The sequence below is a fragment of the Nonomuraea sp. NPDC049141 genome (assembly GCF_040648415.1).
Classification (GTDB): domain Bacteria; phylum Actinomycetota; class Actinomycetes; order Streptosporangiales; family Streptosporangiaceae; genus Nonomuraea.
Genome location: NZ_JBEZDR010000002.1, coordinates 232,642 through 246,237, shown reverse-complemented (window position 1 = coordinate 246,237; position 13,596 = coordinate 232,642). Strand labels below are relative to the sequence as shown.

9 protein-coding genes are annotated in these 13,596 nt (G+C 71.4%); 6 read left to right on the top strand and 3 right to left on the bottom strand.

Going from position 1 to position 13,596, the window contains the following annotated elements; all coding sequences use genetic code 11:
• Positions 1 to 2 precede the first annotated feature (2 nt).
• Both AB0B91_RS05965 and AB0B91_RS05960 read right to left on the bottom strand, forming a co-directional pair.
• Positions 3 to 719 (bottom strand): ABC transporter ATP-binding protein, encoded by a 717-nt coding sequence (locus tag AB0B91_RS05965; protein ID WP_358316315.1) that lies wholly within the window; start codon positions 717 to 719, stop codon positions 3 to 5.
• Entirely contained in the window at positions 712 to 1,473 is a 762-nt protein-coding gene (locus tag AB0B91_RS05960) for an ABC transporter ATP-binding protein (protein WP_358316312.1), read from the bottom strand. Before AB0B91_RS05960 ends, AB0B91_RS05965 begins: the two co-directional genes overlap by 8 nt.
• Positions 1,474 to 1,655: 182 nt before the next feature.
• Here AB0B91_RS05960 and AB0B91_RS05955 point away from each other — a divergent pair, with 182 nt between their 5' ends.
• The 4 genes from AB0B91_RS05955 to AB0B91_RS05940 are packed head-to-tail and all read left to right on the top strand — an operon-like array spanning position 1,656 to position 6,176.
• Positions 1,656 to 2,993 carry a helix-turn-helix domain-containing protein gene (locus tag AB0B91_RS05955; protein ID WP_358316309.1) on the top strand — a complete coding sequence of 446 codons (1,338 nt, stop codon included), beginning with the start codon at positions 1,656 to 1,658 and terminating at the stop codon, positions 2,991 to 2,993.
• A 56-nt stretch (positions 2,994 to 3,049) separates the two neighbouring features.
• Positions 3,050 to 4,531, top strand: coding sequence for a long-chain fatty acid--CoA ligase (locus AB0B91_RS05950; protein WP_358316306.1), 1,482 nt, complete (start codon positions 3,050 to 3,052; stop codon positions 4,529 to 4,531).
• A 47-nt stretch (positions 4,532 to 4,578) separates the two neighbouring features.
• A complete protein-coding gene (locus AB0B91_RS05945) occupies positions 4,579 to 5,358 on the top strand; it encodes an SDR family oxidoreductase (RefSeq protein WP_358316303.1) in 780 nt (259 codons plus the stop codon).
• Complete coding sequence (locus tag AB0B91_RS05940) at positions 5,355 to 6,176, top strand: hypothetical protein (RefSeq protein ID WP_358316300.1); 822 nt, start codon at positions 5,355 to 5,357, stop codon at positions 6,174 to 6,176. The genes AB0B91_RS05945 and AB0B91_RS05940 overlap by 4 nt, the downstream gene beginning before the upstream one ends.
• A 149-nt stretch (positions 6,177 to 6,325) precedes the next feature.
• Here the strand turns inward: AB0B91_RS05940 and AB0B91_RS05935 are convergent, their stop codons facing one another.
• The gene (locus tag AB0B91_RS05935) at positions 6,326 to 8,464 is read right to left on the bottom strand and encodes an alpha/beta hydrolase-fold protein (protein WP_358316298.1); all 2,139 of its coding nucleotides are present in this window, start codon (positions 8,462 to 8,464) and stop codon (positions 6,326 to 6,328) included.
• A gap of 182 nt (positions 8,465 to 8,646) precedes the next feature.
• Here AB0B91_RS05935 and AB0B91_RS05930 point away from each other — a divergent pair, with 182 nt between their 5' ends.
• Both AB0B91_RS05930 and AB0B91_RS05925 read left to right on the top strand, forming a co-directional pair.
• Positions 8,647 to 9,459 carry an SAM-dependent methyltransferase gene (locus AB0B91_RS05930; protein WP_358316295.1) on the top strand — a complete coding sequence of 271 codons (813 nt, stop codon included), beginning with the start codon at positions 8,647 to 8,649 and terminating at the stop codon, positions 9,457 to 9,459.
• Between the two features lie 122 nt (positions 9,460 to 9,581).
• The gene (locus tag AB0B91_RS05925) at positions 9,582 to 13,568 is read left to right on the top strand and encodes a HAMP domain-containing protein (RefSeq protein ID WP_358316292.1); all 3,987 of its coding nucleotides are present in this window, start codon (positions 9,582 to 9,584) and stop codon (positions 13,566 to 13,568) included.
• Positions 13,569 to 13,596: the final 28 nt, after the last annotated feature.

Here is a 13,596-nt window from a genome sequence, read left to right as displayed (position 1 = left end):
GGCTAGACCCGATACCCGAGGTAGGACTGGGCGACCTGCTCGTCCGCCCTGATCCGCTCGGCCGTGCCCGACAGCACGATCCGGCCGGTCTCCAGGACATGCGCCTGTTGGGCGATGCCGAGGGCGAGATGGGCGTTCTGCTCGACGACGACCACGGTGGTCCGCTCCTGTTCGTTTATCGCCCGCACGATGCGGAACAGCTCCCGGGTGATCAGCGGGGCCAGGCCCAGGGACGGCTCGTCCAGCAGGAGCAGCCGGGGCCGCAGCATGAGCGCCCGGCCGATGGCCAGCATCTGCTGCTCCCCGCCGCTGAGGCTGCCCGCCGCCTGCCGCAGCCTGGACTTCAGCGCCGGGAAATAGGTGTAGATGCGGTCGAGGTCGGCGTCCACGCCGGTGCTGCGCCGCCGTACGTACGCGCCCAGGCGGAGGTTCTCCTCGACGGTGAGCGGCATGAACGTGCCGCGACCCTCGGGCACGTGGGCGACGCCGCGCCGGGCGATCGCGTCCGGCGAGCGGCCGGTCAGCTCGGTTCCGCCGAGCCGGACGCTGCCGCGCCCGCGCACCATGCCGGACAGCGCCCGCAGCAGGGTCGTCTTGCCGGCGCCGTTCGGCCCGAGTATCGCGCAGATCTCCCCCGGGGCGACGGTGAAGCTCAGCCCGCGCAGCACCCGGGCGTCCCCATATCCGGCTACCAGCTCCGTGACCGACAACTCACTCATGTGCCGTCCCCAGGTACGCCTCGATGACCCCGGGATCGCGCTGGACCTCGGCCGGGGCACCCTCGGCGATCTTGCGGCCGAAGTCCAGGCAGACGATCCGGTCGCAGATCCCCATGACGAAGCCCATGTGGTGCTCGACCACGACCATCGTCAGGTCGTACTCGTCGCGGATCGCGCGCAGGACGCCGGAGAACTCCGCCACCTCCGCCGAGCTGAGCCCGTTCACCGGCTCGTCGAGCAGCAGCAGTTCCGGGCGGCCGACCAGCGCCCTGGCCAGCTCCACCCGCTTGAGCGTGCCGAACGGCAGCCCGGCGGCCGGGTGGTCGGCGACCTCGGTCAGCGTCAGCCGGTCGAGCACCGCGTCGGCCTCGGCACGCAGCCTGGCCTCCTCGCGGCGCACGCCGGGCAGGCGCAGTCCCGCGGTGAAGAAGCCGGCCCGGCCTCGGTGGTGCGCGCCGACCAGCGTGTTGTCGCGGACCGACAGGCGCGGGAACAGGCCGAGGTTCTGGAAGGTCCGCGCGATGCCCAGGGCCGCGATCGCGTGCGGTGGTACGGCGAGCAGGTCCCGCCCCTCGTACGCGACCCGGCCGGCGTCGGCGTCGTGGCGGCGGGTCAGGCAGTTGAACAGCGTGGTCTTGCCCGCGCCGTTCGGCCCGATGAGCCCCACCATCTCGCCGCGCCGTACGGAGAAGCCCACCTCGTCGAGCGCCGTGATGCCTCCGAAGCGGACCGTGAGCTCGCTGACCTCCAGCATCCGGCCTCCTGCTGACGGCGAGCGGAGAGCAATGTTCTGAAAGCGTAGGAGCCACCTCTCCGAAACCACATTGGGCACGGTCACCCAAGATGTGTCCTGGCTGTTGTCCGCCGGGCACAGGGTGTGTCTCGGACCGGTTACGACCCGTTGACCGCCCGGCGAAGTGCATGGATCATCCCGACATGTCCGGTGGTTTCAGCACGGAAACGCTCACCGGTTCGGAGGCGGTCCGCGTCCAGCGCACGCGTATCCTCTCCGAGCTTCTCGATCACCTAGCCGAACTGGCCGACACAGCCGTTCAGACGATGCGGGCCGAGATCCCCGCCTACGCGGCCCAGGACGAGAACTTCCTCGCCGACGTACGCGACCAAGTGGTCCGCCACTACCGCAGCACGCTGGCCGTGATGCTCGAAGACCGCACGGTCACGCTCGACGACATCGCCTTCGCGCGCCGGGCCGCCATGCGGCGGGCCAGGGCCGGGCTCGCCCTGACCGACTACATCAACGCCTTCCGCGTCGGCCAGCAGGTCTTCTGGGGGTCGGTGCTGGAGCGGGCCGGCCACTCGGCCGCCGGCCACGAGGCCGCGCTCTCGCTGGCGGCCCCGATCATGCGCTTCTGCGACTTCGCCAGCACGCACGCGGCCAACGCGTACATGGAGTTCCAGCACTACGCCGCGGCGGACGCCGTACGCGAGAGCAGAGACCTGCTGGAGACGCTGCTGGCCGGCGGCGCCCCCACGCGGAGCAGGCAGCTCGCCGCGGCCCAGGCGTACGGGCTGGGGCCCGACACCCGCGCGCCGCTGCTCGTGGTGGTCGCGGTCCTGCTCGGGCCGCGCGCGCTCGGCGCCGTGACCGGCGGGAACCCGGTCACCAGGGGCCCCGATCGCGGCGTCGACGCGCGGCACGTGACCTGCGCGGCCATCTCCAGGGCCGGGGCGAACGGCACGCGGACGCTGTCGGTCGTGCGGCAGTCGGAGATCGTCGCCATCCCCGCGCTCGGCCCCGGCGGCGATCCCGGAGAGCTGTGCGACCGGCTGCAGGCCGTGCGCGAGAACCTCATGCACGAGGGGATCGTGCTGGCCATGGGCATCAGCACGGTCGCCGCCGGGACGGCGGGCATCCCGCGGGCCTACGACGAGGCCCGTGCCGTGCTGGAGTTCCTGCCGGAGGACGGCGGGGTGGCGGCGCTCCCGCGGCTCTCCCCGTTCCAGTACCTGGCGATGAGAGCCGACGACACCGCCCGCCACCTGGTGGATCCGCGGATCACCGCGCTCCTGTCGGAGGACCGGGCGCGCGGCGGCGTGCTCACCGCCACGATCCGCGCCTTCGCCGCCGCCGACCTGAACCTGCGCGCCTCCGCCGAGCGGCTGCAGATCCACCCCAACACCGCCCAATACCGCCTGCGCCGCATCCAGGAGCGCACCGGGCGCAGCCTGCGCCGGATCAGCGACCTGCTCGATCTGCTCGTGGCGATCGCCCTGCACGACTCCCTGCCGCCCACCACCAATCCCGAGCGGTAAAGACTGGCCACCGCAACCGATGAGCGACGTGGGAGCGCCGACGTACCGTCGATTTCATGAACCTCGCTGACCGGCTCCACACCGCCGCCGATCGGCTCGGCGGGAGGACGGTTGTCACGCTCGACGACGAGGCGCTCACCTATGGCGCGCTCGATCTGATGAGCGCCCGCGTCGCCACGCTGCTGCGGCGGCGCGGGATCGGCGCGGGCGACCGGGTCGCGGTCATGCTGCCGAACGTCCCCGAGTTCGCCGTCGTCTACTACGGGGTGCTGCGGATCGGGGCGGTGGTCGTCCCGCTCGATCCGCTGCTGCGCAGGCGGGAGATCGCCGCGTACGTCGGCGACTGCGGACCCTGCCTGCTGATCGCCTGGCACGCCTTCGCCGAGACCGCCGAGGCGGGCACCGCGGGCACCCTGACCGACTGCTTCTTCGTCGTCCCCGGCGAGTTCCAGCGGCTGCTGCGTGGCCTGGCGGCCGACCTCGACGTCACCCCGCGCGCGGACGGCGAGACGGCGGTCATCCACTACACCTCCGGCACGACCGGCCGGGCCAAGGGCATCGAGCTGACCCACGGCAACCTCGGCGGCAACGCCGCGGCCGTCGCCCGCATGCACGCGCTCGGGGTGGACGACGTCGTGCTCGGGGCGCTGCCGCTCTACCACGCGTTCGGGCAGACCTGCTCGCTCAACGCCACCGTCCAGGCCGGCGCGCGGCTCACGCTGCTGCGGCGGTTCGAGGCGGGCCGGGCGCTGGAGGTCATCCGGCGGGACGGCGTCACGGTCTTCCAGGGCGTGCCGACCATGTACATCGCGCTGCTCGACCATCCGGGCGCCTCCGACATGTCGCTGCTGCGCATCCTGGTCTCCGGCGGGGCGGCGCTCCCGCTCGACGTGCTGCGGGCCTTCCAGACGCGGTTCGGCTGCTCGATCGTGGAGGGGTACGGGCTCAGCGAGACCTCGCCCGTCGCCTCGTCCAACCGCGGCCGCCACGGCACCCGGCCCGGGTCGATCGGCCGGCCGATCAAGGACGTCGAGATGAAGGTGGTCGACGAGGACGACGGCGACGTGCCGACCGGCCACATCGGCGAGATCGTCATCCGGGGCCCCAACGTGATGAAGGGCTACTGGAACAACCCGGCCGCCACGGCGGAGGCGATCCGCGACGGCTGGTTCCACACCGGCGACCTCGGCCGGGTCGACGACGACGGGTTCTTCTTCCTGGTCGACCGCCGCCGCGACGTGATCATCCGCGGTGGGTACACGGTGTACCCGCGCGAGGTGGAGGAGGTCCTGTACGAGCATCCCGCCGTCCGGCAGGCCGCGGTCATCGGGGTTCCGCACCCGGAGCTCGGGGAGGAGATCGCGGCCGTGGTGACGTTGCGCGCGCCGGTCGAGGCCGAGGAGTTGCAGGCCTTCGTCAAGGAGCGGGTGGCCGCCTACAAGTACCCCCGGCACGTCTCGTTCGCCGACGAGTTGCCCATGAGCCCCACAGGCAAGATCCTCAAACGCGCCATCGGCACGTTGACGCGCCACCGCTAGTAGAACTACGTTCTAGATACCGGCTGGTCGGCTAGGAAGGTGGCTTCATGCGGGTGCGGGACAAAGTCGTCGTCGTCACGGGCGCGGCGAGTGGGATCGGCCGCGCCATGGCGCTCAGGTTCGCCGCGGAGGGGGCGTCCGGAGTGGTCGTCGCCGACCTCGACGAGGCGGGCGCGGCCGAGGTGGCGAAGGAGATCGGCGACCGGGCCGTGGCCGTGCGGACCGACGTGTCGGTGGAGGCCGAAGTGGCCGAGCTGGCCGAGACACCGTTCGGGCCTGTGGATTTGTTCTGTTCCAACGCGGGCGTCATCGCCGGGCGCGGGCTGGACGCCACCGCCCAGGACTGGAGCAGCCTGTGGGCGGTCAACGTGCAGGCGCACGTGTACGCCGCGCGGGCGGTCGTGCCCCTCATGGTCTCGCGGGGCAGCGGCTACCTGCTCAACACCTGCTCGGCGGCCGGGCTGATCAGCTGCCCCGGCGACGCCCCCTACGCCGTGACCAAGGCGGCGGCCATCGCCTTCGCCGAGTGGGTCTCGATCCACTACGCGCCCAAGGGCGTCAAGGTCAGCGTGCTGTGCCCGCAGGGCGTACGGACGGCCATGCTGGAGCGCGGTGTCGCGGAGGACCACCTGACGGCCCGCGCGGTCGGCGCGTCCGGGGCGATACTCGACCCGGCCGACGTGGCCGGCACGGTGGTCGAGGGGCTGGCGGCGGAGCGGTTCCACATCTTCCCGCACCCCGAGGTGGCCGACTTCGCCCGCCGGAAAGCCGACGATCCCGACCGGTGGCTGGCCGGGATGTCCAGGTTCGTGGAGTCGCTTTCATGAAGGCGGCACGGCAGGCCTGGCGGCGCCTGGAGCCGGTGCACGGCATGATCTACTTCGTCCCCGAGGGCCGGAAGCGGTACGCCGCGCTGGGGCTGAACAGCCGGGCCGGTTACTTCGCCTCGCGCTCGGCGGCGCTCGGCCGCGCCTCCGCCGAGCTGGTCATCGCGACCTTCTACAACTTCCACCCCGCTCTCGTACGGCAGGCGCTGCCCGCCGCGTGGGACCAGGCGACGCCCGAGCAGCTCCTGACCGCGCGGTACGAGGCGGCCGATGAAGCTCTGCGCCGGGCGGGCATCCATGAGCTGCCCTCGCTGGACACGGTTCTCATGCTGGCCCGGCGCGCCGCGGAGGCGGCTTGCGAGCACCCGCAGGGGCGCCCGCTGTTCGCCGCCCACGCCGCGCTGGCCTGGCCGGACGATCCGCTGCTGCAGTTGTGGCACGCGCAGACGTTGCTGCGCGAGTTCCGCGGCGACGGGCACATCAGCACGCTGGTCACCGAGGGCGTCGGCCCGCTGGACGCGCTCGTGCTGCACGCCGGCACCGGGGAGGTCCCGACGCCCTTCCTCAAGCTGAGCCGGGCCTGGCCGGAGCCGGAGTGGGCGGCCGCCGAGGAACGCCTGCGCGAACGCGGCCTCCTCGACGGCGACCTGCTCAGCGCCGAGGGCAAGGCCCTGCGCCAGCACATCGAGGACCGCACCGACACACTGGCGCTGCCCGCGTACTCGGCCCTGGGCGGGGATTGCTGCGAACGCCTGGCCGAACTCGCCCGCCCCTTCGGCCGCGCCATCGTCGACGCGGGCCTCCTCAAACCGGGCTGACCTTCGTCGGCGCGCGCCTCTCCAAGCGCGCGCCGCTCTGGGGGCGGGCCGCTCTGGGGGCGGGCCGCTCTGGGGGCGGGCCGCTCTGGGGGCGGGCCGCTCTGGGGGCGGGCCGCTTCAAGCCGGGTTTGAAGAGGCCCGCATAGGGGTCAGTCCTTCGTGGTGGGCAGGCCGGTGGACGGGTCCACCGTGGTGGTGAAGACGTCGCCGTTGCCCAGGGGCGCGCCGCCGGTCGGGGTGCCGTACGTCAGGCCTGAGATGGCCACCTGGCCCGACGGGGTGGCGGTGGCGTACAGGTTGGCTTCGGCGAAGGGGTCGACGCCGTCGTCGCGGGCGGTGCCGAGTTGGGCGGCGGACTGCTGCTTGCCCTTGCCGTCGAGCCGGACCGTCAGGATGTCGGCCGCGCCCGCCACCACGCCCACCCGGCCACGGGTGTAGCCGGCCAGTGAGACCGCGCCACCGGGCAGTGGCACCACCGCGGCGCCCTCGTCGGCGGCCGAGGTGGCGACGGTGGTCTGCCAGCGCTGCTTGCCCGCGCCCGTGTACGCCGCCGCGACCAGGTCGCCGCCGACGCCGCCGGTGGCGACCGCGAGGCCCGCCGTGGTGACGGCCACCGCGTTCAGCCGGTCGTCACCGGCGCCGCCCACCGAGGTGGCCCATTGCCGGGTGCCGTTCAGGTCGTAGCCGGCGAGCCAGCCGTCGAGCCCACCGAGCGCGGTCATCCCTGGCAGGGCCGCGGTGGCGCTGCCGGTCACGTAGACGTTCGTCCCGGAAGAGGCAACGCCGTACGCCTTGTCCTCCCCCACCCCGCCGTACTGGCGGACCCAGGAGACCGCACCGTCAGCGGACAGGCGGGCGACCAGCGCGTCCTTGTCCCCGCTGTTGGCCCCGTCGAGCGCGCCCTTGGTGTATCCGGCCACGTAGGCGCCGGCGTCGGGGGCGGCGGACAGGCCGTAGAGGCGGTCGGCCACGCCGGGCGCGCCGAACTGGGTAAGCCAGCGCACCTCGCCCTTCGCGTCCAGCCGGACCACGAACGCGTCGTCCGTGGCGTTCCCCGCGTGGTGGCCGTCCAGGTCGCCCTTGGTATAACCGGCGGCGAGCACGCCTCCGTCGGGCAGCGCCGCGACGCCGTACAGCCGCTCGTCGGCGGCGGTGCCGAGCTGTCTGGTCCAGCCGTCCGCCCCGCCGTGGACCAGCACCGCGTCCAGGCGTCCCGCGTACGGCTGACCGCCGACGGGTCCGCTCGCCGCGAACCCGGTGGTCAGCGAGCCGTCGGCGTGGGCCGCGACGCCACCGGCCCAGTCCTGGGCGGCCGTGCCGTACAGCGGGGCGGGCAGCCCGGCCGGCGGCGTGACGCTCAGCGCCGGGCCCAGCTCGGCCATCGCCTGCTCGAACGCGGGCGTCCAGACGGTCCAGTCGTGGCCGCCGTCGAGGACGCGGAGCTGCGCCGAGATCGCGGGCGAGCGCCTGGCCGCGTTGTAGAGGGCGGCGGACTCGAAGTCGAGGTCGTGGTGGGCGTCGGCCGGATCGGGGTTGGCGTACTCGTCGTCGCCGACGGCCACGAACAGCCGTACGGGCAGGTCCTGGTCCAGTTTGGGGAGCAGGGCGGGATAGTTCAGCTCCTGGTACACGACGTCGGCGAACTTCGCGCCGTCCTGGCCGTACGCGCCGTAGTCGCGGGCGGAGGAGTCGGACGGCGGCAGCGGCGTGTAGACGGCCGGGCTGAGCACGATGGCGCTGCCGAACAGGTCCTGGTGGGCCAGCGCGAAGCGCAGCGCGCCCGAGCCGCCCATGCTGTAGCCGCCGACCATACGGGCCTGGCGGATCGCCGCCGTACGGTACGTCGCGTCCACGTGGGCGACCAGGTCGCGGGTCAGCGCGGTCTCGACCGGCCGGCCGGGCAGGTCAGAGCCGGTGTAGCGGGAGTCCACGTACCAGCTTCCGCGTTCGCTCCACGGAGCGTCGGGCATGACGGCGATGAGCGGCGGGATCCGGCGGGTTCTGATCATCGCGTCGAGCGTGTCCTTGACGCGGGTCCACGCCTGCATGGTGTCGCCCCGGCCGTGCAGCAGGTACAGCGCCGGATAGCGATCGGCGCCCTTGGCGTACCCGTACGGCAGGTAGAGGTTGTAGGCGATGCTCTCCCCAAGCGCCGCCGAGGGCGCGGACGCCGCGGTGATCGTCCCGGTCCGGTCCGCGTGCACGCGGGCCTCTCCCGGTACGGCCAGCAGGACGACGAGGGCGAGGGACACGAGCGCACCGACGCCGCTCCATCGAGGTAAGGGCATCGGCCGGCTCCCCGTAAACGTTTACAAGTGGTGCAGGAGAGTGTCCTGGCACCCCTTGAGCGGTGTCAAGTATCGCGACAAACGATCACAAGTCGCGATTTCTTACATTCGGCACCTCTGGCGGGCTCTAGGCTCTGACCCGACAAGAACTTTCCTCTGCTACGACGATCCGGGGGCGCCTGATGACCGAGGACGCGAACGACGACGTGATGGAACAGCTCAGCCGCATAGACACCTCGGTGGCCCATCCGGCCCGCGTCTACGACTACTGGCTGGGCGGCAAGGACCACTACGCCGCCGACCGCGAGACGGGCGAGCAGATCCTCAAGGTCATGCCGGAGCTGGCCGTCATCGCCCGTGCCGAGCGGGAGTTCCTGGCCCGCGTGGTGCGGCACCTGGTCGTCGAGGCGGGCGTGCGCCAGTTCCTCGACATCGGCACCGGCATCCCGTCGGCCGACAACACCCACGAGGTGGCCCAGGCCGCCGCGCCCGACGCGCGCATCGTGTACGTCGACAACGACCCGATCGTCCTCGCCCACGCCCGCGCGCTGCTGCGCGGCACCCCTGAGGGCTCGACCATGTACATCGACGCCGACCTGCGCGACCCCGCGACGATCCTGCGGCAGGCGGCCGAGTCGCTGGACTTCACCCAGCCGGTCGGGCTCATGCTGCTGGGCGTGCTGGAGTTCGTGACCGACGACGAGCAGGCGTACACGGTCGTTGCCGAGCTGATGGAGGCGCTCCCCTCGGGCAGCCACCTGATCGTCGCCTCCAGCGTGAGCACCCCGGACATGGACCGCGCTGCGGCCATCTGGAACGAGAGCGGCGCCACGCCCATCACGATCCGCACCCCCGAACAGCTCATGGGGTTCTACAAGGGGATGGACCTGGTCGAGCCGGGCATGGTGTCGCTGCCGAAGTGGCGCCCCGAACCGACCACCCAGTACGCCGGCCAGGAGGTGTCGCAGTACGGCGCCGTCGGTCGCAAATCCTGACCTTCTATCCCCTATCCCCACTATGGCTTGACCACAACGCGGCAGTTGGCGCGATCGACAGGGGCACCTGACTATCCTCCCTGGTGAAGCTTTGACCATCCAAGATCGGAGCCAGGGTGAACATGAGTGACACAGCGGGGGTCTCACGTTCGTCCGAGCGGGGCAAGCGGACCCGTGATGTCGGCGAAGTCGGCGAACCAGAGCTCCGGCAACTGCTGGCCGGGCTGACCGCGGTCCGTGACGGCGACTTCGGCACCCGGCTGCCGAACGACGCCGACGGACTGCTCGGAGAGATCGCCTCCGTCTTCAACGGCATGGTCGACCAGCTCTCGCTGTTCACCTCCGAGGTGACCCGGGTATCCCGCGAGGTCGGCACCGAGGGCCGGCTCGGCGGCCAGGCCGAGGTGCCGGCCGTGTCCGGCACCTGGAAGGACCTCACGGAGTCCGTCAACGCCATGGCCGGCAACCTCACCGACCAGGTACGCAGCATCGCCCAGGTCACCACGGCCGTGGCCAGGGGCGACCTGTCACAGAAGATCACCGTCGCCGCCCGCGGCGAGATCCTGGAGCTCAAGAACACCGTCAACACGATGGTCGACCAGCTCTCCTCCTTCGCCGACGAGGTCACCCGGGTCGCCCGCGAGGTCGGCACCGAGGGCGAGCTGGGCGGGCAGGCCGACGTCAAGGGCGTGGCGGGCACCTGGCGGGACCTGACCGACTCGGTGAACTTCATGGCGGGCAACCTCACCGCCCAGGTCCGCAACATCTCGCAGGTGGCCACGGCGGTGGCGCGCGGCGACCTGTCGCAGAAGATCACCGTCTCGGCGCGCGGCGAGATCCTGGAGCTCAAGAACACCCTCAACACGATGGTCGACCAGCTCTCCTCCTTCGCCGACGAGGTCACCAGAGTCGCCCGCGAGGTCGGCACCGACGGCCGGCTCGGCGGCCAGGCCGACGTCAAGGGCGTCTCCGGCACCTGGAAGGACCTGACGGAGTCGGTCAACGTCATGGCCGACAACCTCACCGCCCAGGTACGCAGCATCGCCCAGGTCACCACGGCCGTGGCCAGGGGCGACCTGTCACAGAAGATCACCGTCGCCGCCCGCGGCGAGATCCTGGAGCTCAAGGAGACCATCAACACGATGGTCGACCAGCTCTCCTCCTTCGCCGACGAGGTCACCAGAGTCGCCCGCGAAGTCGGCACCGAAGGCCAGCTCGGCGGCCAGGCCCGGGTGCCGAACGTGGCGGGCACCTGGAAGAACCTCACCGACAACGTCAACTCGATGGCCGACAACCTGACCAACCAGGTACGCAGCATCGCCCAGGTCACCACGGCGGTGGCCAGGGGCGACCTGACCCGCAAGATCGACGTCGACGCCCGCGGCGAGATCCTGGAGCTGAAGACCACCATCAACACGATGGTCGACCAGCTCTCCTCCTTCGCCGCGGAGGTCACCAGGGTCGCCCGCGAGGTCGGCAGCGAAGGCCGGCTGGGCGGCCAGGCCGAGGTCGAAGGCGTCTCCGGCACCTGGAAGCGGCTGACGGAGAACGTCAACGAGCTGGCCGGCAACCTCACCCGCCAGGTCCGCGCCATCGCGGCGGTGACCAGCGCGGTCACCTCGGGCGACCTGACCCGCTCCATCACCGTGGACGCGGAAGGGGAGCTCGCCGACCTGAAGGACAACATCAACTCGATGGTGGAGTCGCTGCGCGAGACCACCAGGGCCAACGAGGAACAGGACTGGCTCAAGTCCAACCTGGCCCGCGTGTCCGGGCTGATGCAGGGGCATCGCGACCTGGCCACGGTCGCCGTCCTGGTGATGGACGAGCTGGCGCCGCTGGTCGCGGCCCAGTACGGCGCGTTCTTCCTGGCCGAGGAGAACGAGCTGCAGCTCATCAGCGCGTACGGATTCGCCGCCGACCCCGAGCGGCCGACCCGGTTCCGCATCGGCGAGTCGCTGGTCGGCCAGGCGGCGCGCACCCACAAGACCATCGCCATGACCGACATCCCGGGCGACTACATCACCGTCTCCTCCGGGCTCGGCCAGACGGCCCCGGTCTCGGTGGTCGTGCTGCCGATCGTGGCCGAGGAGCAGGTGCTCGGCGTCATCGAGCTGGCCTCGGTCTACGCCTTCACCCCGGTGCACCGCGCGTTCCTCGACCAGTTGATGGAGACCATCGGCGTCAACCTCAACACCATCGTCGCCAACGCCCGCACCGACGTGCTGCTCGTGGAGTCGCAGCGGCTCACCGTCGAGCTGCAGACCCGCTCGGCGGAGCTGCAGAGCCAGCAGGAGGAGCTCCAGCGCTCCAACGCGCAGCTGGAGGAGAAGGCGACGCTGCTGGCCACCCAGAACCGCGACATCGAGACCAAGAACCTCGAGATCGAGCAGGCCAGGCAGGAGCTGGAGGACCGTGCCCAGCAGCTCTCGCTGGCCTCCAAGTACAAGAGTGAGTTCCTGGCCAACATGAGCCACGAGCTGCGCACCCCGCTCAACTCCCTGCTCATCCTGGCCCAGCTGCTCGCCCAGAACCACACCCGCAACCTCACGGCCAAGCAGGTCGAGTACGCGGGCATCATCCATTCGGCCGGCTCCGACCTGCTGCAGCTGATCAACGACATCCTCGACCTGTCCAAGGTCGAGGCCGGCAAGATGGACATCAACCCCGAACGGGTGCCGCTGCGCCAGTTGCTCGACTACGTCGAGGCCACCTTCCGGCCGATGACCACGCAGAAGAGCCTGGAGTTCGTGATCACCACCGCTCCGGGTGTGCCGTCCGAGCTGCTCACCGATGACTCGCGGCTCCGCCAGGTGCTGCGCAACCTGCTGTCCAACGCGGTCAAGTTCACCGAGACGGGTAGCGTCGAGCTGCGGATCGAACCGGCCAATCCGGCCGAGCTGCCCGTTCCCGCGCGCCCGCACGGTTCGGCCGTCGCCCTGCGGGTCATCGACACCGGCATCGGCATCCCCGAGCAGCAACTGGAAGCGATCTTCGGCGCGTTCCAGCAGGCCGACGGCACCACCAGCCGCAAGTACGGCGGCACCGGGCTGGGCCTGTCGATCAGCCGCGAGATCGCCTACCTGCTCGGCGGCGCCATCACCGCGCAGAGCATCCCGGGGCAGGGCAGCGTCTTCACCTTCTACCTGCCGGTCGCGCGCCCCGACTTCGAGGACCGGCCGCCCGCCAGGTCCATGCCGTACCCGTCCGCCCCCATGCGGCTCGCGCCGCCCACGCCCGTGGCGCCGCAGCAGCGGCGGCTCCTGGTCATCGAGCAGCGGCAGCGTGGGCTGCTGTCCCTGGTCGCGGAGAGCGTGGTGGCCGACCTGGCCGACACCCGCGACCTGACCAGCCTCAACGGGAGCATCGAGGTGGTCACCGCCGCCGGCGCGGAGGAGGCCGCCGCCACGCTCGCGGCGGAGCCCTGCCACTGCATCGTCCTCGACATGGACATGCCCCACAGGGCCGCGTACGGGCTGCTGGAGGCCATGGACGGCGATCCCGCGCTCCAGCAGGTGCCGGTCCTGGCCTACAACAACTGGCGCACGAACCCGCAGCAGGAGGCGACCCTCCAGGACCGCGCCGGCCACCGGCCGCTGGAGCTGCTGTCCAGCCTCGACGAGCTGCGCGAGCGCATCGCCCTGCACCTGACCGCCGACCAGCCGGGCGACGTGCTCCCCCTGGCCCGGCCCGGCGAGCTGGGCGCGCCCGCCGGGCGCGAGGTCGACGACACGCTGGCCGGGCGTACGGTGCTGGTGGTCGACGACGACGCCAGGAACCTGTTCGCGCTCACCAGCATGCTGGAGATCCACGGCATGCATGTGCTGCACGCGGACAACGGCCGCAAGGGCATCGACACGCTGGTCGCCCACCCGGAGACCGACCTCATCCTGATGGACGTGATGATGCCGGAGATGGACGGCTACGCCGCCACGGAGGCGATCCGGGCCATGCCCCAGTACGTCAGCCTGCCCATCATCGCGGTCACGGCCAAGGCCATGCCGGGCGACCAGGAGAAGTCACTCGCGGCGGGCGCGAGCGACTACGTCACCAAGCCGGTCGACTCCGACCATCTCATCGAGGTGATCCAGCGCTGGATGAACTCCTAGCGCGGTCCCCACCCCACCTCGTCCACCC